The sequence below is a fragment of the Bradyrhizobium sp. LB8.2 genome, from assembly GCF_040548035.1.
Classification (GTDB): domain Bacteria; phylum Pseudomonadota; class Alphaproteobacteria; order Rhizobiales; family Xanthobacteraceae; genus Bradyrhizobium.
This window is the reverse complement of sequence record NZ_JBEPQV010000032.1, coordinates 73441-89786: the sequence shown is the minus strand read 5'-3', so window position 1 is coordinate 89786 and position 16346 is coordinate 73441. Positions and strand designations below refer to the sequence as shown.

Annotated in this window: 26 protein-coding genes; all 26 read right to left on the bottom strand. The window is 62.5% G+C overall.

All coding sequences use genetic code 11. The features are described from left to right. Positions 1-107: 107 nt before the first annotated feature. The 26 genes from rpsM to fusA all read right to left on the bottom strand — a co-directional run bounded on the left by rpsM (position 108) and on the right by fusA (position 16317). Entirely contained in the window at positions 108-476 is a 369-nt protein-coding gene (gene rpsM / locus ABIB06_RS30785) for a 30S ribosomal protein S13 (protein ID WP_092034909.1), read from the bottom strand. Between the two features lie 187 nt (positions 477-663). Further along, complete coding sequence (locus ABIB06_RS30780) at positions 664-1548, bottom strand: adenylate kinase (RefSeq protein WP_354050815.1); 885 nt, start codon at positions 1546-1548, stop codon at positions 664-666. Between the two features lie 276 nt (positions 1549-1824). Continuing rightward, positions 1825-3156, bottom strand: a complete 1332-nt coding sequence (gene secY, locus ABIB06_RS30775; protein ID WP_246916884.1) for a preprotein translocase subunit SecY — start codon at positions 3154-3156, stop codon at positions 1825-1827. A gap of 152 nt (positions 3157-3308) precedes the next feature. Continuing rightward, entirely contained in the window at positions 3309-3794 is a 486-nt protein-coding gene (gene rplO, locus ABIB06_RS30770) for a 50S ribosomal protein L15 (protein WP_354050817.1), read from the bottom strand. 74 nt (positions 3795-3868) lie between these two features. Further along, positions 3869-4075: a 50S ribosomal protein L30 gene (rpmD, locus tag ABIB06_RS30765; protein WP_211399432.1), complete on the bottom strand. Its 207-nt coding sequence runs from the start codon at positions 4073-4075 to the stop codon at positions 3869-3871. A gap of 24 nt (positions 4076-4099) precedes the next feature. Further along, the gene (gene rpsE, locus ABIB06_RS30760; protein ID WP_007603037.1) at positions 4100-4687 is read right to left on the bottom strand and encodes a 30S ribosomal protein S5; all 588 of its coding nucleotides are present in this window, start codon (positions 4685-4687) and stop codon (positions 4100-4102) included. 47 nt (positions 4688-4734) lie between these two features. Beyond that, the gene (gene rplR, locus ABIB06_RS30755) at positions 4735-5097 is read right to left on the bottom strand and encodes a 50S ribosomal protein L18 (RefSeq protein WP_007603036.1); all 363 of its coding nucleotides are present in this window, start codon (positions 5095-5097) and stop codon (positions 4735-4737) included. Between the two features lie 11 nt (positions 5098-5108). Beyond that, the gene (gene rplF / locus ABIB06_RS30750; protein WP_247341181.1) at positions 5109-5642 is read right to left on the bottom strand and encodes a 50S ribosomal protein L6; all 534 of its coding nucleotides are present in this window, start codon (positions 5640-5642) and stop codon (positions 5109-5111) included. Between the two features lie 16 nt (positions 5643-5658). Then, positions 5659-6057, bottom strand: coding sequence for a 30S ribosomal protein S8 (gene rpsH / locus ABIB06_RS30745; protein ID WP_008136338.1), 399 nt, complete (start codon positions 6055-6057; stop codon positions 5659-5661). Positions 6058-6071: 14 nt separating this feature from the next. Then, a complete protein-coding gene (gene rpsN, locus ABIB06_RS30740; RefSeq protein WP_247341178.1) occupies positions 6072-6377 on the bottom strand; it encodes a 30S ribosomal protein S14 in 306 nt (101 codons plus the stop codon). Between the two features lie 46 nt (positions 6378-6423). Next, positions 6424-6981, bottom strand: coding sequence for a 50S ribosomal protein L5 (rplE, locus tag ABIB06_RS30735; RefSeq protein ID WP_247341176.1), 558 nt, complete (start codon positions 6979-6981; stop codon positions 6424-6426). Next, positions 6974-7288 carry a 50S ribosomal protein L24 gene (gene rplX / locus ABIB06_RS30730; RefSeq protein ID WP_247341174.1) on the bottom strand — a complete coding sequence of 105 codons (315 nt, stop codon included), beginning with the start codon at positions 7286-7288 and terminating at the stop codon, positions 6974-6976. The genes rplE and rplX overlap by 8 nt, the downstream gene beginning before the upstream one ends. Beyond that, complete coding sequence (rplN, locus tag ABIB06_RS30725; protein WP_007603030.1) at positions 7288-7656, bottom strand: 50S ribosomal protein L14; 369 nt, start codon at positions 7654-7656, stop codon at positions 7288-7290. The genes rplX and rplN overlap by 1 nt, the downstream gene beginning before the upstream one ends. Positions 7657-7739: 83 nt before the next feature. Then, a complete protein-coding gene (gene rpsQ, locus ABIB06_RS30720; RefSeq protein WP_247341172.1) occupies positions 7740-7988 on the bottom strand; it encodes a 30S ribosomal protein S17 in 249 nt (82 codons plus the stop codon). 13 nt (positions 7989-8001) lie between these two features. Beyond that, entirely contained in the window at positions 8002-8208 is a 207-nt protein-coding gene (gene rpmC / locus ABIB06_RS30715) for a 50S ribosomal protein L29 (RefSeq protein WP_007603026.1), read from the bottom strand. Between the two features lie 5 nt (positions 8209-8213). Further along, positions 8214-8627, bottom strand: a complete 414-nt coding sequence (gene rplP, locus ABIB06_RS30710; protein ID WP_063982581.1) for a 50S ribosomal protein L16 — start codon at positions 8625-8627, stop codon at positions 8214-8216. 32 nt (positions 8628-8659) lie between these two features. After that, positions 8660-9382: a 30S ribosomal protein S3 gene (rpsC, locus tag ABIB06_RS30705; RefSeq protein ID WP_247341170.1), complete on the bottom strand. Its 723-nt coding sequence runs from the start codon at positions 9380-9382 to the stop codon at positions 8660-8662. A gap of 18 nt (positions 9383-9400) precedes the next feature. After that, positions 9401-9787 carry a 50S ribosomal protein L22 gene (gene rplV / locus ABIB06_RS30700; RefSeq protein ID WP_092034894.1) on the bottom strand — a complete coding sequence of 129 codons (387 nt, stop codon included), beginning with the start codon at positions 9785-9787 and terminating at the stop codon, positions 9401-9403. Between the two features lie 10 nt (positions 9788-9797). Beyond that, entirely contained in the window at positions 9798-10076 is a 279-nt protein-coding gene (rpsS, locus tag ABIB06_RS30695; protein ID WP_074116739.1) for a 30S ribosomal protein S19, read from the bottom strand. Between the two features lie 12 nt (positions 10077-10088). Beyond that, complete coding sequence (rplB, locus tag ABIB06_RS30690; protein ID WP_247341168.1) at positions 10089-10922, bottom strand: 50S ribosomal protein L2; 834 nt, start codon at positions 10920-10922, stop codon at positions 10089-10091. 12 nt (positions 10923-10934) lie between these two features. Continuing rightward, entirely contained in the window at positions 10935-11237 is a 303-nt protein-coding gene (locus tag ABIB06_RS30685; protein WP_007603019.1) for a 50S ribosomal protein L23, read from the bottom strand. Next, positions 11234-11854, bottom strand: coding sequence for a 50S ribosomal protein L4 (gene rplD / locus ABIB06_RS30680; RefSeq protein ID WP_247341166.1), 621 nt, complete (start codon positions 11852-11854; stop codon positions 11234-11236). Before rplD ends, ABIB06_RS30685 begins: the two co-directional genes overlap by 4 nt. Before the next feature lies 1 nt (position 11855). Continuing rightward, entirely contained in the window at positions 11856-12569 is a 714-nt protein-coding gene (gene rplC / locus ABIB06_RS30675) for a 50S ribosomal protein L3 (RefSeq protein WP_247341164.1), read from the bottom strand. A gap of 53 nt (positions 12570-12622) precedes the next feature. Beyond that, entirely contained in the window at positions 12623-12931 is a 309-nt protein-coding gene (gene rpsJ / locus ABIB06_RS30670; protein WP_002712302.1) for a 30S ribosomal protein S10, read from the bottom strand. Positions 12932-13013: 82 nt separating this feature from the next. Beyond that, positions 13014-14204, bottom strand: a complete 1191-nt coding sequence (tuf, locus tag ABIB06_RS30665) for an elongation factor Tu (RefSeq protein WP_247341162.1) — start codon at positions 14202-14204, stop codon at positions 13014-13016. 40 nt (positions 14205-14244) lie between these two features. After that, positions 14245-16317, bottom strand: a complete 2073-nt coding sequence (gene fusA / locus ABIB06_RS30660; protein ID WP_354050830.1) for an elongation factor G — start codon at positions 16315-16317, stop codon at positions 14245-14247. Positions 16318-16346: the final 29 nt, after the last annotated feature.

Below are 16346 nucleotides of genomic sequence, written 5' to 3'. Positions count from 1 at the left end.
GATCTCAAACGCCGCCGTAGTGCCAGCGGCTACACCTGATGGAACGAAAGGCGCGCGGCGAACGGGTCATCCCCCTTCGCCACACGCCGCGATCTGGATTCGAAAACTTACTTCTTCTTGCCGGCGATGGCCTTCGCCGGGCCCTTGCGCGTGCGCGCATTGGTGTGGGTACGCTGGCCGCGCACCGGCAGGCCGCGACGATGGCGCAGGCCGCGATAGCAGCCGAGGTCCATCAGACGCTTGATGTTGATGCCGACCTCACGACGCAGGTCGCCCTCGACGAGATAGTCGCGGTCGATCACTTCGCGGATCTGGAGCACTTCGGCGTCGCTGAGCTGATTGACGCGACGATCCTCGGGGATCTTCACCTTCTCGATGATCTCACCGGCAATCTTCTGGCCGATGCCATGGATGTACTGGAGCGCGATCAGAACGCGCTTGTTGGTCGGAATGTTCACGCCGGCAATACGGGCCACGGCCTTCTCTCCTGTCGCCGATCCCTCGTCAGGAATCTGGCTTTAAGTGCTTGGTTTCTCGGGCAGGTGTTCACAAACGCGAACACGACGCCCACCCCTGGTCTTCCTGGGGCCCGGCATCGTTTTAAACTATCCGACTTGGATGCGGGGCTTATTAGGGGATTCAGGGGGCTTTCGTCAACCGCCGCTAGCGCTTGGCTCGCTTTTTCGTGACCTTTTTTGCAGTCTTTTTGGCACCCTTTTTGACAGCCTTCTTGGCAGCCTTTTTGGTCGTCTTTTTGTTGGTCGCCTTCTTGCCGGCTTTCTTGACCGCCTTCTTGGCACCCGTCACGGCCTTCTTGCCGGCTTTTTTGGCGGATTTTGCAGCCTTTTTGGCTGTTCTGGTCGGCTTTTTGGCCGATTTCTTCGCCGCTTTGGCCTTTTTGGCCAGGGCCGCCTTGGCCGCGCTCCGGGCGCGGGTCCTGCCATGCGTCTTGGGCTCGACCGCTCCGAGCGCCAGGAGCTGGCGATGAATGGCGCGGGTGACCTCGTCGATGGCCATCATGCCGTCGATGGTCGAAAGCTTCCGCCGCTCGGAATAGTAGTGAATCAGCGGTTCCGTCTGGTTGCGGTAGCTGGCGAGTCGCTTGGTCAGAACCTCCGGAGTGTCGTCGAGTCGGACCTCCTCCCCGCGCTCCCGCATCTGGGCGACGCGAGTTTCGACACGACTCAGGAGCGCGCTCTCGTTGACGCGGAGCTCGATCACGGCGTCGAGCTTGAGGTGCTTGTGCTTGAGCAGCTCATCCAGCGCCTCGGCCTGCGGCACGGTACGCGGGAAACCGTCGAGGATGAAACCGTTTCTGGCGTCCGGCTGATCGATCCGGTCGGAGATGATTCCGACCACGACATCGTCGGGCACGAGGCCGCCGCTGGCCATGATCTCCTTGGCCTTGAGTCCGACCGGCGTTCCGGCCGCAACGGCCGCGCGCAACATCTCGCCGGTCGAGAGCTGGACGATGCCATAGCGCTGCACCAGCAGTTGCGCCTGGGTCCCCTTGCCCGATCCCGGCGGTCCCAGAAGTATGATTCTCATCGGCGTACGCCCCCCGCATTGGTGAGCGATACGTCGCGCACCCGTGTTTTGAAGTCCAACTACAGTGCAAATCATAATCGGCGCCGCACCGCCACCCATATCATAGGGGAGCAAATGGCCGGACGCCAAGAAGGCCTTTGAGATCAGTGTTTGCGCTACAGGGAGAGCCGCTCTTCCGATGCGACCGAATGGCTCGCTGGACGTCCCTGCAGGCGCCGCGCGTTGCTCGCGCGACGAATCGGGGGCGCAGTCGCGCCGCCCGAGAGGACGCCGCGCTTAACGGCGGCGGCCGCGCAGCTTCGACTTCCGGATCAGGCCTTCGTACTGATGCGCCAGCAGATAGCCCTGCACCTGCGCCACCGTGTCCATGGTGACGCTGACGACGATCAGCAGCGAGGTGCCGCCGAAATAGAACGGCACCGAGGCGTAGGAGATCAGGATTTCCGGGATCAAGCAGACGATCGCCAGATAGACCGCGCCAAGCACGGTGACGCGCGACAGCACGTAATCGATATATTCCGCGGTGCGCTCGCCGGGACGAATGCCCGGAATGAAGCCGCCGTGCTTTTTCAGATTGTCCGCGGTCTCGGTCGGATTGAACACGATCGCTGTGTAGAAGAAGGCGAAGAACACGATCAGCGCCAGATACATGATCAGGAACAGCGGACGGCCGTGGCCGAGCTGGGTGGTGATCCACTGGAACCATTCCGGCCCGCTGCCCGCGTTGAAGTTCGCAACCGTGGTCGGCAGCAGCAGCAGCGAGGAGGCGAAGATCGGAGGAATCACGCCCGAGGTGTTGAGCTTGAGCGGCAGATGCGAGGACTGGCCCTCGAACATCTTGTTGCCGACCTGGCGCTTCGGATACTGGATCAAGAGCCGGCGCTGGGCGCGCTCCATGAACACGATGAAGGCGATCACGGCGACCGCCATGATGATGACAACTAGGATCAGGCCGGTCGACATCGCACCCTGACGGCCGAGCTCGAGCATGTTGGCGAGCGCCGCGGGCAGCTCGGCGACGATGCCGGCGAGAATGATCAGGGAGATGCCGTTGCCGATACCTCGCGAGGTGATCTGCTCGCCCAGCCACATCAGGAACATGGTGCCGCCGGTCAGCGTGATCGCCGTGGACAGGCGGAAGAACATGCCGGGGTCGCTGACGACGTTGCCGGCGCCTTCGAGGCCCACCGCGATGCCGTAGGACTGGAACGCCGCGAGAATCACCGTGAGATAACGGGTGTACTGGTTCAGCAGCTTGCGGCCGGACTCGCCTTCCTTCTTCAGCGCCTCGAGCTGGGGCGAGACGGTGGTCAGAAGCTGAATGATGATCGAGGCCGAGATGTACGGCATGATGTTCAACGCAAAGATCGCCATGCGGTGAATGCCGCCGCCGGCGAACATGTTGAACATGCCGAGGATGCCGCCCGCCTGTGAGCGGAACACCTGCTCCCAGATGTTGGGGTCGATGCCGGGCAGCGGGATATAGGTCCCGAGCCGATAAACCAGCAGCGCACCCAGGGTGAACCAGATGCGCTTCTTCAGTTCGTCGGCCTTGGCAAACGCACCGAAATTGAGATTGGCTGCCAGTTGTTCCGCTGCAGAGGCCATCTTGGACTTTCTCCCGCCGCCTATTGCGCCGTTATGCCCGCGGCCGGGCTACATTATACCGGACACCGGACATTATCTGGGGCTACGGCTTCGATAAGTCCATCGTCCCGCATGCGCAAAGGCCCGCGAACCGCGGGCCAATGACGCAGTTGTTACGCCGCCTCGCCTTCTTCCTTGGCAGGCGCGAGGATCTTCACCGAGCCGCCGGCCTTCTCGACCGCTTCAATCGCGGTCTTCGTGGCACCATGGACTTCGATGTTGAGCTTGGCCTTGAGCTCGCCGCGGCCGAGCAGCCGCAGGCCGCCCTTGGGGCGGCGGAGCACGCCAGCCTTGACCAGCGATTCGACGTTCACGACGCTGCCGGAGTCGATCTTCTTGGCATCGACCGCGTCCTGGAGCCGGTCGAGATTGATCTCGACGAACTCGACCCGGAAGATATTCGTGAAGCCGCGCTTCGGCAGACGGCGATGCAACGGCATCTGGCCGCCTTCGAAACCCTTGATGCGCACGCCCGAACGCGCGGTCTGACCCTTGCCACCGCGGCCAGCCTGCTTGCCCTTGCCCGAACCAATGCCGCGGCCGACGCGCATGCGCTTCTTGCGCGAGCCGGCATTGTCGGCGATATCGCTGAGCTTCATCGCCCTGCTCCTTGTTTCTTGCGCATGACCTTCACCGAAAACGGGTCCCCGCTTTCGGGATCGTGCGCCTTTGCTTACTTCTCGTCGACGATGCGAACGAGATGGTGAACTTTCAAGATCATGCCGCGGACCGCCGGAGTGTCCGGCAGTTCGCTGGTGCGGCCGATCTTGTTGAGCTTGAGCCCGATCAGCGTCGAACGCTGCGAGTGATGGCGGCGGATTGCGCTGCCAGTCTGCTCGAGCTTGATCGTCTTTGCGGTCGTAACGGCACTCTTGGCCATGGGCGTCTACTCCGAAAGCTTCCGTTATTCGGCAACCGCCTCGGCGTCGCCACCGATACGGCGGGACTGGAGGGTGGACACCTTGATGTTGCGGCGGGCAGCGACCGAGCGCGGCGAATCCTGATGCTTCAGCGCGTCGAAGGTTGCGCGAACCATGTTGTACGGGTTCGAGGAGCCGATCGACTTCGCGACCACGTCCTGAACGCCGAGCGTCTCGAACACGGCACGCATTGGACCGCCGGCGATGATGCCGGTACCGGCCGGAGCTGCGCGCAGGTAAACACGGCCAGCGCCATGACGGCCGGCGATGTCGTGATGCAGCGTACGGCCCTCGCGCAGCGAGACGCGGGTCAGGTTGCGCTTGGCGGATTCGGTGGCCTTGCGGATCGCTTCAGGCACTTCGCGCGCCTTGCCGTGACCGAAGCCGGCGCGGCCCTTCTGATCGCCGATCACGACCAGCGCTGCGAAACCGAAGCGCTTGCCGCCCTTGACGACCTTGGCGACGCGGTTGATGTGGACGAGCTTGTCGACGAACTCGCTGTCGCGCTCTTCCCTGCGTTCACGTCCGCCGCCGCGTTGATCGCGTCCACCACGTTGTTCGCGTTCTGCCATGGTTTTTCCAGTCCTTCAGAGGCTTACGCCTCAATCCTCAAATTCTGTTAGAAGCTCAGCCCGCTCTCACGCGCCGCGTCGGCAAGAGCTTTGACGCGCCCGTGATAGAGATAGCTGCCGCGATCGAACACGACTTCCTTGACACCCTTCTCGGCGGCGCGCTCGGCCAGCAGCTTGCCGACCGCCTTCGCCGCATCGATATCGGCGCCGGTCTTGCCGCCATCGCGCATCGACTTCTCGAGCGAGGAGGCAGAGGCCAGCGTCTCGCCCTTCAGGTCGTCGATGACCTGGGCGTAGATGTGCTTGGACGAGCGGAACACCGACAGGCGCGGACGGCCGCCACCGGAGCGGCGAAGCTTCAGCCGTACACTGCGCTTGCGCCGGGCATTCGTAACCTTGGCTTTCGACATGACCGGCTCCGTTACTTCTTCTTGCCTTCCTTGCGGAAGATGAATTCGCCAACATACTTCACGCCCTTGCCCTTGTAGGGCTCCGGCGGACGATAGGAGCGAATCTCGGCGGCGACCTGGCCGACGCGCTGGATATCGCTGCCCGTCACCGTGATCTCGGTCGGCTTCGGCACGGTGATCGTGATCCCTTCCGGGATCGCGTAGACCACGTCGTGGCTGTAGCCGAGCGCGAGCTGCAGGTTCTTGCCCTGCAGCGCGGCGCGGTAACCGACGCCGGTGATTTCGAGCTTCTTCTCGAAGCCCTTGGTAACGCCTTCGACCAGATTCGCGACCTGAGCGCGAGCGGTCCCGTACAGGGCCCGTGCGCGGTTGGTCTCGACCCGCGGGTTCACCTTGACCTGGCCGTCCTCGAGCTTCACCTCGACGTCGCTATGGACGACGAATTGAAGCTGGCCCTTCGGCCCCTTCATCTTGACGGTCTGCCCGTCGACGGCCGCGGTCACACCCGACGGCACCGCTACCGGCCTTTTGCCAACTCGTGACATGGATCAAAAATCCTTCTCAGAACACCGTGAAGAGAACTTCGCCGCCCACATTCGCTTCGCGCGCGCTGTGGTCGGCCATGATCCCCTTCGGCGTCGACAATACCGAAATGCCGAGCCCGTTGTTGACCCGCGGCAGAGCCTTCACCGAGGCGTAGACACGACGCCCGGGCTTGGAGACTCGTTCGATCTCGCGGATGACGGGCTCGCCGTCGAAATACTTCAGCTCGATCTCGATCTCGCTGCGGCCCGAGGAGTGCTCGAGCGTGGCGTAACCGCGGATGTAGCCCTCGGTCTTGAGAACCTCGAGCACGTTCTCGCGCATCTTCGAACCAGGCGTGGAGACCTTGCTCTTGGAACGCATCTGAGCGTTGCGGATACGAGTGATCAGATCGCTGATTGGATCGTGCGTAGACATCTAAACGACCCTCCTTACCAGCTGGACTTCACGAGGCCCGGGACCATGCCCCTGGAACCAAGGTCCCGCATTGCGATGCGGGACAGTTTGGTTAAGCGATAATTCGAGCGCGAACGGCCCGACAGCTCGCAACGCAGACGGATGCGGGTGGCCGACGAATTACGCGGCATTTCCGCTAGCTTCAGGGTCGCAGCGAACCGCTCCTCCATCGGCAGCGTCTTGTCGGCGATGATCGCCTTCAACCGCGCGCGCTTCGGGGCGGCGTTCTTCGTCATCCGCTTGCGCCGGTTGTTCTTCTCGACTGAACTCTTCTTTGCCATGCTTGGCTCCTGGGTATCCGCGTTTGAGAGGCTTTACGTCAGCGTCTCACTGCCGGAACGGGAAATTGAAAGCGGTCAACAAGGCCCTCGCCTCGTCGTCGGTCTTGGCCGTGGTGCAGACGGTGATGTCCATACCGCGCGATTCCGTGACCTTGTCGAAGTCGATCTCGGGGAAAATGATGTGTTCCTTGAGGCCGAGCGAATAGTTGCCGCGACCGTCGAAGCTCTTCGGATTCAGGCCACGGAAATCTCGGACGCGCGGCAGCGCGACCGTCACCAGGCGATCGATGAACTCGTACATGCGGGCCTTGCGCAGCGTGACCTTGCAGCCAATCGGCTGGTTCTCACGCAACTTGAAGGTCGCGATCGCGACGCGCGAATAGGTCACGATCGCCTTCTGGCCGGCGATCTGGGTCAATTCGGCAGCGGCGTTCTCGGCCTTCTTCCGGTCGTTGACGGAATCGCCAACGCCCATGTTCAGCACGACCTTGTCGAGACGCGGAACCTGCATGACGTTATCATAACCGAACTTCTCGGTCATTTCCGTCCGGATCTTCGCGTCGAATTCCGCGCGCAGGCGCGGCGTGTAAGCGGCCTCAGCCATCGATCTCAGCTCCCGAGCTCTTGGCGATGCGGACCTTCTTGCCGTCCGCCAGAATCTTGAATCCGACGCGGGTCGGCTTTCCGTCCTTGCCGACATACGCGATGTTGGACAGTTGGATCGGCGACTCTTTCGAGATGATGCCGCCCTCCTGGGCCTGCGTCTGCTTCTGGTGACGCTTGACCATGTTGACGCCACGCACGAGCGCGGTGCCGGCGTCGGGGCGCACTTCGAACACCTCGCCGGTGCGACCCTTATCGCGGCCGGTCAGCACGATGACCTTGTCGCCTTTGCGGATTTTCGCGGCCATCACAGCACCTCCGGCGCGAGCGAGATGATCTTCATGTGGTTCTTGGCGCGCAGCTCGCGCGGCACGGGCCCGAAGATACGGGTGCCGACCGGCTCGGACTGATTGTTGATCAGAACGGCAGCGTTCCGGTCGAAGCGGATGACCGAACCGTCAGCGCGGCGGATGTCCTTGCGGACGCGCACCACGACGGCCTTCATCACGTCGCCCTTCTTCACCTTGCCACGCGGAATTGCTTCCTTGATCGAGACGACGATGATGTCGCCGATCGTGGCGTAGCGGCGCTTGGAGCCTCCGAGCACCTTGATACACATGACACGGCGTGCGCCAGAATTGTCGGCCACGTCGAGGTTGGTCTGCATCTGAATCATTGATGCACCTCGTCCTCTTCTCTTTGCGCCAGCCCAGCCGGCGCTCAACATTTCCCTGAAGTCAGTCGGCTAAAGCCAACAGATCAGGCGCTTTTCTTGTGTTCGCCCCGGATCACGACCCAGCGCTTCAACTTCGAAACCGGCTTCGATTCCTCGATCCACACCATGTCGCCCGGCTTGAACTCGTTGCTCTCGTCGTGCGCGTGGTAGTTCTTCGAACGGCGGATCGTCTTCTTGTAGATCGGGTGTGTGAAGCGGCGATCGACGCGCACCACGATGGTCTTGGCTTGCTTGTCGCTGACGACCACGCCCTGCAAAGTACGTTTCGGCATCTTCGTTAGCCTCTTACTTCTTCTTCGCGCGCGTCTGCGCGGCGACGGTCTTGATCCGGGCGATGTCACGGCGGGCCTCGCGCAGGCGCGAGGTGTTCTCGAGCTGCCCGGTGGCGCGCTGGAAGCGCAGGTTGAAACGCTCCTTCTTCAGGTTCAGGATGGCGTCATCCTGCTGATCGGGGCTCAACGCGCGGATGTCTTCGATCTTCATCTGGGCCATGGCCATTACTCCGCAATGCGCTCGACGAAGCGCGTCTTGATCGGCAGCTTCGCTGCCGCCAGGGTCAGCGCTTCACGCGCGGTCTGGGTGTTGACGCCGTCGATCTCGAACAGCACCCGGCCCGGCTTGACGCGCGCGACCCACAGTTCCGGCGCGCCCTTGCCGGAGCCCATGCGGACTTCGGCGGGCTTCTTCGACACGGGAACGTCGGGGAACACGCGGATCCAGACGCGGCCGGCGCGCTTCATGTGGCGGGTCAGCGCGCGGCGAGCGGCTTCGATCTGGCGCGCGGTGACGCGCTCAGGCTCGGTCGCCTTCAGGCCGAACTGGCCGAAGGCCAACGTCGCGCCCGAAGACGCAACGCCGTGGATACGGCCTTTATGCGCCTTCCGGAACTTCGTCTTCTTAGGTTGCATCATGGCTTCAAGCCCTCAAATTCTCTGTGCTGGCCTCAGGCCGCGTTGTCTCGGCGCTGCCGGCCGCCGCGATCGCCGCCGCCACCAGTCTCGCCTTCGGCCATTCTCTTGTCCTGGGCCATCGGATCGTGCTCGAGGATCTCGCCCTTGAAGATCCAGACTTTGACGCCGCAGGTGCCGAAGGTCGTGAACGCGGTCGCAACGCCGTAGTCGATGTCGGCCCGCAGCGTGTGCAGCGGCACGCGACCTTCGCGATACCACTCCATGCGCGCGATTTCCGCGCCGCCGAGACGCCCCGAGCAGTTGATCCGGATGCCTTCCGCGCCGAGACGCATCGCCGACTGAACGGCGCGCTTCATGGCGCGGCGGAACGCCACGCGGCGCTCCAGCTGCTGCGCGATCGATTCCGCCACCAGCGTCGCATCGAGCTCCGGCTTGCGGATTTCGACGATGTTGATGACGACGTCGGACGAAGTGATGTCCGCGACCTTCTTGCGCAGCTTGTCGATGTCGGCGCCCTTCTTGCCGATCACCACGCCCGGACGAGCCGAGTGGATGGTGACGCGGCACTTCTTGTGCGGACGCTCGATCACGATGCGGGCTACAGCCGCCTGCTTGAGCTCCTTGTGCAGGATCTCGCGGATCTTGACGTCCTCGTGCAACAGCTTGCCGTATTCCTGCTTGCCGGCGAACCAGCGGGAATCCCAGGTCCGGTTGATGCCGAGACGCAGACCGATCGGATTGATCTTTTGACCCATCGTGTGCTCCTGCGTCCCTTAAGCCGCTGCTTCGGCTTCGACCTGACGAACGATGATCGTCAGCTGCGAAAATGGTTTGTAGACACGGCCCGAGCGGCCACGGCCGCGGGCGGCAAAGCGCTTCATCACCAGGCCGTTGCCGACGAAGGCCTGCGCCACGACGAGATCGTCGACGTCGAGGTCGTGATTGTTCTCGGCATTCGCGATAGCCGATTCCAGGCACTTCTTCACGTCAACCGCGATCCGCTTGCGCGAAAACTGCAGGTCGGCAAGAGCAGAAGCCGCCTTCCGGCCGCGAATGAGCTGGGCCACCAGGTTGAGCTTCTGCGGGCTCACCCGAAGCATCCGGGCGACCGCCTTGGCCTCGTTCTCGGCGAGGCTCCGTTCGCGCTTAGGTTTGCTCATCGTTTAATCCTCAAGCCCTCTTGGCTTTCTTGTCGCCGGAGTGGCCATGGAAGGTCCGGGTCGGCGAGAACTCGCCGAACTTGTGACCGACCATTTCCTCGTTGACGGCCACCGGCACGTGCTTCTGACCGTTGTAAACGCCGAAGGTCAGGCCGACGAATTGCGGCAGGATCGTCGAGCGACGGCTCCAGATCTTGATGACGTCGTGACGGCCGGACGCGCGCGCGGCATCTGCCTTCTTGAGCAGAGAACCCTCGACGAACGGGCCTTTCCAGACTGAACGAACCATGTCCGGCGATCCTTACTTCTTCCGCTTGTGGCGGCTTAGGAGAATGAATTTGTTGGTCGACTTGTTGGAGCGGGTCTTCTTGCCCTTGGTCGGCTTGCCCCACGGAGTGACCGGGTGGCGACCGCCCGAGGTCCGACCTTCACCACCGCCGTGCGGATGGTCGATCGGGTTCATCGAAACGCCGCGGTTGTGCGGCTTGCGGCCCAGCCAGCGGTTGCGGCCGGCCTTGCCGATCGAGGTGTTCATGTGATCCGGGTTCGACACCGCGCCGATCGTGCCGCGGCAACGGCCGTGCACCAGGCGCTGCTCGCCCGAATTCAGGCGGATGATCACGTAGTCCTGGTCGCGACCGACGAGCTGGGCATAGGTACCCGCGGAACGGGCGAGCTGGCCGCCCTTCCCGATCTTGAGCTCGATATTGTGGATGATCGTGCCGACCGGCATGTTGCCGAGCGGCATGACGTTGCCCGGCTTCACGTCGACGTAGTTGCCGGCGATGATGGTGTCGCCCACGGCCAGGCGCTGCGGCGCCAGGATGTAGGCCTGCTCGCCGTCCTGATATTTGATCAGCGCGATGAAGCCGCTGCGGTTCGGATCGTATTCCAGCCGCTCGACGGTCGCGGGAACGTCGATCTTCTCACGCTTGAAATCGACGGTGCGCAGCGTCCGCTTGTGACCACCGCCACGGAAGCGCACGGTGATGCGACCGGTGTTGTTGCGGCCGCCGGAGGAATGCTTGCCTTCGGTGAGCGCCTTGACCGGCTTGCCCTTGTAGAGAGCCGAACGATCGACCATGACCAGCTGGCGCTGGCCCGGCGTCGTGGGATTGAATGTCTTCAGTGCCATCGTCGTGCGACCTTACAGACCGGTGGTCACGTCGATCCGGTGACCCTCTTCGAGAGTCACGATCGCGCGCTTGGAGTTCGACTGCGAGCCGAGATTGCCGCGGAAGATCTTGGTCTTGCCCTTGCGGACCAGCGTGTTGACGCTCTTGACCTTGACGTCGAACAGCTTCTCGATCGCTTCCTTGATCTGCGGCTTGGTCGCCTTCGCGGCCACCTTGAACAGCACCTTGTTGTGCTCCGAGGCGATCGTCGCCTTTTCGGTCACGACTGGCGACAGGATCACGTCGTAATGGCGAGGCTCGATGTTCTTCGTCATTTGAAGCGCGCCTCCAGCGCATCGATGGCGGCCTTGGTCAGAACAAGCTTCCGACGGCGCAGGATGTCATAGACGTTGATGCCCTGGATCGGCAGCACGTCCATGTTCGGGATGTTGCGGGCAGCAGCGGCAAAGCCGTTGTTGAGCTCGGCACCATCGATGATCAGCGCGTTGGTCAAGCCCAAGCCGGAGAAGTGGCCCAGCAGCGCCTTAGTCTTGGCAGCTTCAAGCGCGGCCTTGTCGATCACGACGAGATCGCCGTCCTTGGCCTTGGCCGAGAGCGCATGCTTGAGAGCGAGCGCACGGACCTTCTTCGGCAGGTCGGTGGCGTGCGAACGCACCACCGGACCGAAGGCACGACCGCCGCCGCGGAACTGCGGCACACGGGCCGAACCGTGACGAGCACCGCCGGTGCCCTTCTGCTTGTACATCTTCTTGCCGGTGCGCCAGATCTCGGCGCGGCCCTTGGTCTTGTGCGTACCGGCCTGGCGCTTGTTGAGCTGCCACTGCACGCAACGTGCAATGATGTCCTGGCGCGGCTCGAGGCCGAAAATGGTGTCGGAAAGCTGGACCGAGCCGGCTTCCTTACCTTCGAGGGTCGTGACCTTCAATTCCATCTCACGCCTCCTGCGCAGCCGGAGCAGCGTCCGCTTCGCCAGCAACCTTGAACTTGCCGGGCTTCGGAGCTTCCTTCGGCAGCGGCTTCTTGACAGCGTCGCGCACGCGGATCCAACCGCCCTTGGAGCCGGGAACGGCGCCTTCGACGAGGATCAGACCGCGCTCGACATCGAGTTGGACAACTCGAAGGTTGAGCGTGGTGATGCGGTCGACACCCATGTGGCCGGCCATCTTCTTGTTCTTCCAGGTCTTGCCGGGGTCCTGACGGCCACCGGTCGAACCGATCGAACGGTGCGAGACCGACACGCCGTGGGTGGCGCGCAGACCGCCGAAGTTCCAGCGCTTCATACCGCCGGCAAAACCCTTACCGACCGAAGTACCGGTGACGTCGACGAACTGACCGACGACAAAGTGGTCGGCTAGGATCTCGGCACCGACGGGGATCATCTGATCCGCGGAGACGCGGAATTCCTCGACCTGCCGCTTCGGCTCGACCTTGGCGACCGCGAACTGGCCGCGCTCCGCCTTGGGCATGTAAACGGTCTTGCGGCTGCCAGAACCAAGCTGGAGAGCGACATAACCGTTCTTCTCTTCAGTGCGGTGGCCTAAGACCTGGCAATTGCCGAGCTTCAGCACGGTCACGGGGATATGTTCGCCGGCCTCTGTAAAGACCCGCGTCATCCCGACCTTTTGTGCGATCACTCCGGAGCGCATCGGCGTGCTTCCTGTTCTTTCTGTCCGCTAGGTGCGAACGTGATCCAAAAATCTTAGAGCTTGATCTCGACGTCGACACCGGCGGCCAGGTCGAGCTTCATCAAAGCATCGACGGTCTGCGGGGTCGGATCGACGATGTCGAGCAGGCGCTTGTGGGTGCGCATCTCGAACTGCTCGCGGCTCTTCTTGTCGACGTGCGGCGAACGGTTGACGGTGAACTTCTCGATGCGGGTAGGCAGCGGAATGGGTCCGCGGACCTGCGCGCCGGTGCGCTTCGCCGTGTTCACGATCTCGCGGGTCGACGTATCGAGGATACGATGGTCGAACGCCTTGAGACGGATACGAATGTTTTGGCCGTTCATTGCCGTGGTCTCTCTTCAGTGGGGTGGCGAATAGCGAATAGCGAAGGTCACATTCGCTATTCGCCGATCCCTATTCTCGTAATTACTCGATGATCGAGGCGACGACGCCGGCGCCGACGGTGCGGCCGCCTTCGCGGATCGCGAAGCGAAGCTTCTCTTCCATCGCGATCGGCACGATCAGGTGCACTTCCATCGCGATGTTGTCGCCCGGCATCACCATCTCGGTACCTTCCGGCAGATGCACGACACCGGTCACGTCGGTGGTGCGGAAGTAGAACTGCGGACGGTAGTTGGTGAAGAACGGAGTGTGGCGACCGCCCTCTTCCTTGGTGAGGATGTAGGCCTCAGCCTTGAACTTGGTGTGCGGCTTGACCGAACCCGGCTTGCACAGCACCTGGCCGCGCTCGACGTCCTCGCGCTTGGTACCGCGAAGCAGCGCACCGATGTTGTCGCCTGCCTGACCCTGATCGAGCAGCTTGCGGAACATTTCGACGCCGGTGACGGTCGTCTTCTGCGTGGCGCGCAGACCGACGATCTCGATTTCCTCGCCGACCTTGACGATGCCGCGCTCGACACGGCCGGTCACGACGGTGCCGCGGCCCGAGATCGAGAACACGTCTTCAACCGGCATCAGGAACGGCAGGTCGACCGGACGTTCCGGCTGCGGAATGTACTCGTCGACGGCCTTCATCAGCTCGAGGATGGCCTCATGGCCGAGCTTCTTGTCGGAATCTTCGAGAGCGGCGAGCGCCGAGCCCTTGATGATCGGAATCTTGTCGCCCGGGAAGTCGTACTTCGAGAGCAACTCGCGGACTTCGAGCTCGACGAGCTCGAGCAGCTCCGGATCGTCGACCATGTCGCACTTGTTGAGGAACACGACGAGCGCGGGCACGCCGACCTGGCGGGCGAGCAGGATGTGCTCGCGGGTCTGCGGCATCGGGCCGTCAGCAGCCGACACAACCAGGATTCCGCCATCCATCTGGGCGGCGCCGGTGATCATGTTCTTCACGTAGTCGGCGTGGCCGGGGCAGTCGACGTGCGCGTAATGGCGGTTCTTGGTCTCGTACTCGACGTGCGCCGTCGAGATCGTGATGCCGCGCGCCTTCTCTTCCGGCGCCTTGTCGATCTGGTCGTACGCCGTGAACGTCGCACCGCCGGCTTCGGCGAGGACCTTGGTGATCGCCGCGGTCAGCGACGTCTTGCCATGGTCGACGTGACCGATGGTGCCGATGTTACAGTGCGGCTTGTTACGTTCAAACTTTGCTTTGGCCATTTGACTCTCCGTTCAATCGTCAGTTCGAGACCGACGACAATCAGGCAAACTTCTTCTGGACTTCTGCCGACACGTTGGCCGGCGCTTCTGCGTAGTGGTCGAACTGCATGGTGAAGGTCGCGCGACCCTGGCTCATCGAGCGCAGGTTATTCACGTAACCGAACATGTTCATGAGCGGCACCATCGCGTTGATGACGTTGGCGTTGCCGCGCATGTCCTGACCCTGGATCTGACCGCGCCGGGAATTCAGGTCGCCGATGACCGAGCCGGTGTAGTCTTCCGGGGTCACCACTTCGACCTTCATGATCGGCTCGAGCAGGACGGACTTGCCCTTCTGCAAGGCCTCGCGAAATGCAGCACGCGAAGCGATTTCGAAGGCGAGCGCCGACGAGTCGACGTCGTGATACTTGCCGTCGACCAGCGTCACCTTGACGTCCACGACCGGGAAGCCGGCGACCACGCCCGAACCCATCACGCTGTTGAGGCCCTTTTCGACGCCGGGGATGTATTCCTTCGGCACCGAACCGCCAACGACCTTGGATTCGAACTCGTAGCCCTTGCCGGGCTCGTTCGGCTCGACCACGATCGACACTTCGGCGAACTGGCCGGTACCGCCGGTCTGCTTCTTGTGGGTGTACTTGACTTCGGCCTTCTTGGTGACGCGCTCACGGAACGCCACCTGCGGCGCACCGATGTTCGCGTCGACCTTGTAGGTACGACGGAGGATGTCGACCTTGATGTCGAGATGCAGTTCGCCCATGCCCTTGAGGATGGTCTGGCCGGACTCCTGGTCGGTCGACACGCGGAAGGACGGATCCTCCGCGGCGAGCTTCGCCAGCGCCACGCCCAGCTTTTCCTGGTCGGCCTTCGACTTCGGCTCGATCGCGATCTCGATGACCGGCTCGGGGAATTCCATCTTTTCGAGGATCACCGACTTGTCGGGATCGCACAGCGTGTCACCGGTGCGCGCTTCCTTCAGGCCAGCCAGCGCGACGATGTCGCCGGCATAGGCTTCCTTGATGTCTTCGCGGTTGTTCGCATGCATCAGCAACATGCGGCCGATGCGCTCCTTGCGGTCGCGCGTCGAGTTGATGACGCCGGTACCCGACAGCAGCGTGCCGGAATAGATGCGGCAGAAGGTGATGGTGCCGACGAACGGGTCGTCCATGATCTTGAACGCCAACAGAGCCAGCGGCTCCTTGTCGTCCGGCAGACGAACGATCTCGTTGCCGTCTTCATCGACGCCCTTGATGGCGGGCACGTCGACCGGCGACGGCAGGTAATCCACGACCGCGTCGAGCAAGGGCTGCACGCCCTTGTTCTTGAAGGCCGAGCCGCACAATACCGGGAAGAACGCGCCAGTCAGCACGGCCTTGCGGATCAAGCGCTTCAACGTCGCCTCTTCGGGCTCCTTGCCATCGAGGTAAGCGGCAAGAACTTCGTCGTCGAGTTCGACGGCGGCTTCCAACAGCTTCTCGCGATATTCCTTGGCCTTCTCGACCATGTCCTCGGGAATATCGATGTCGACGAACTTGGCGTCGAGCTTCTCTTCTTCCCAGACCACGCCCTTCATACGAACGAGATCGATCAGGCCCTTGAAGTTGTTCTCGGAGCCGATCGGAAGCTGGATCGCGATCGGCTTTGCGCCGAGACGATCGATAATGTCCTGCATGCACTTGTAGAAGTCGGCGCCGGTCTTATCCATCTTGTTGGCGAAGACGATGCGCGGAACCTTGTACTTGTCGCCCTGACGCCAGACGGTCTCGGTCTGGGGCTCGACGCCCTGGTTGGAGTCGAGCACGCACACGGCGCCGTCGAGCACGCGCAAGCTGCGCTCGACTTCAATGGTGAAGTCGACGTGGCCGGGCGTGTCGATGATGTTGAGACGCTTGCCTTCCCAGAACGCGGTGGTCGCGGCCGACGTAATCGTGATGCCGCGCTCCTGCTCCTGCTCCATCCAGTCCATCGTCGCGGCACCTTCGTGCACTTCGCCGATCTTGTGGCTCTTGCCGGTGTAATAGAGGATGCGCTCGGTGGTCGTGGTCTTGCCGGCATCGATATGCGCCATGATACCGAAGTTGCGGTAATTCTCTATGGCATGAACGCGGGGCATGGAGTGTTCCTTAGATTCCGTGTGTCGCC

Excerpts from the sequence above, each read along its gene's own strand:
- rplD (WP_247341166.1), bottom strand. The coding sequence starts at position 11,854 with ATGGAATTGAAGGTCACGACCCTCGAAGGTAAGGAAGCCGGCTCGGTC.
- rpsQ (WP_247341172.1), bottom strand. The coding sequence starts at position 7,988 with ATGCCGAAACGTACTTTGCAGGGCGTGGTCGTCAGCGACAAGCAAGCC.
- rplB (WP_247341168.1), bottom strand. The coding sequence starts at position 10,922 with ATGGCACTGAAGACATTCAATCCCACGACGCCGGGCCAGCGCCAGCTG.
- rplR (WP_007603036.1), bottom strand. The coding sequence starts at position 5,097 with ATGTCGAAAGCCAAGGTTACGAATGCCCGGCGCAAGCGCAGTGTACGG.
- rplE (WP_247341176.1), bottom strand. The coding sequence starts at position 6,981 with ATGGCTGAGGCCGCTTACACGCCGCGCCTGCGCGCGGAATTCGACGCG.
- secY (WP_246916884.1), bottom strand. The coding sequence starts at position 3,156 with ATGGCCTCTGCAGCGGAACAACTGGCAGCCAATCTCAATTTCGGTGCG.
- rplO (WP_354050817.1), bottom strand. The coding sequence starts at position 3,794 with ATGAAGCTCAGCGATATCGCCGACAATGCCGGCTCGCGCAAGAAGCGC.
- rpmC (WP_007603026.1), bottom strand. The coding sequence starts at position 8,208 with ATGGCCCAGATGAAGATCGAAGACATCCGCGCGTTGAGCCCCGATCAG.
- rplN (WP_007603030.1), bottom strand. The coding sequence starts at position 7,656 with ATGATTCAGATGCAGACCAACCTCGACGTGGCCGACAATTCTGGCGCA.
- rplP (WP_063982581.1), bottom strand. The coding sequence starts at position 8,627 with ATGATGCAACCTAAGAAGACGAAGTTCCGGAAGGCGCATAAAGGCCGT.
- tuf (WP_247341162.1), bottom strand. The coding sequence starts at position 14,204 with ATGGCCAAAGCAAAGTTTGAACGTAACAAGCCGCACTGTAACATCGGC.
- rplV (WP_092034894.1), bottom strand. The coding sequence starts at position 9,787 with ATGAGCAAACCTAAGCGCGAACGGAGCCTCGCCGAGAACGAGGCCAAG.
- fusA (WP_354050830.1), bottom strand. The coding sequence starts at position 16,317 with ATGCCCCGCGTTCATGCCATAGAGAATTACCGCAACTTCGGTATCATG.
- rpsJ (WP_002712302.1), bottom strand. The coding sequence starts at position 12,931 with ATGAACGGCCAAAACATTCGTATCCGTCTCAAGGCGTTCGACCATCGT.
- rpsE (WP_007603037.1), bottom strand. The coding sequence starts at position 4,687 with ATGGCAGAACGCGAACAACGTGGTGGACGCGATCAACGCGGCGGCGGA.
- rpsS (WP_074116739.1), bottom strand. The coding sequence starts at position 10,076 with ATGGTTCGTTCAGTCTGGAAAGGCCCGTTCGTCGAGGGTTCTCTGCTC.
- rplX (WP_247341174.1), bottom strand. The coding sequence starts at position 7,288 with ATGGCCGCGAAAATCCGCAAAGGCGACAAGGTCATCGTGCTGACCGGC.
- rplF (WP_247341181.1), bottom strand. The coding sequence starts at position 5,642 with ATGTCACGAGTTGGCAAAAGGCCGGTAGCGGTGCCGTCGGGTGTGACC.
- ABIB06_RS30780 (WP_354050815.1), bottom strand. The coding sequence starts at position 1,548 with ATGAGAATCATACTTCTGGGACCGCCGGGATCGGGCAAGGGGACCCAG.
- rpsH (WP_008136338.1), bottom strand. The coding sequence starts at position 6,057 with ATGTCTACGCACGATCCAATCAGCGATCTGATCACTCGTATCCGCAAC.
- rplC (WP_247341164.1), bottom strand. The coding sequence starts at position 12,569 with ATGCGCTCCGGAGTGATCGCACAAAAGGTCGGGATGACGCGGGTCTTT.
- rpmD (WP_211399432.1), bottom strand. The coding sequence starts at position 4,075 with ATGGCCAAGAGTGCCGTTACGACCGCAAAGACGATCAAGCTCGAGCAG.
- rpsC (WP_247341170.1), bottom strand. The coding sequence starts at position 9,382 with ATGGGTCAAAAGATCAATCCGATCGGTCTGCGTCTCGGCATCAACCGG.
- ABIB06_RS30685 (WP_007603019.1), bottom strand. The coding sequence starts at position 11,237 with ATGACGAAGAACATCGAGCCTCGCCATTACGACGTGATCCTGTCGCCA.
- rpsN (WP_247341178.1), bottom strand. The coding sequence starts at position 6,377 with ATGGCAAAGAAGAGTTCAGTCGAGAAGAACAACCGGCGCAAGCGGATG.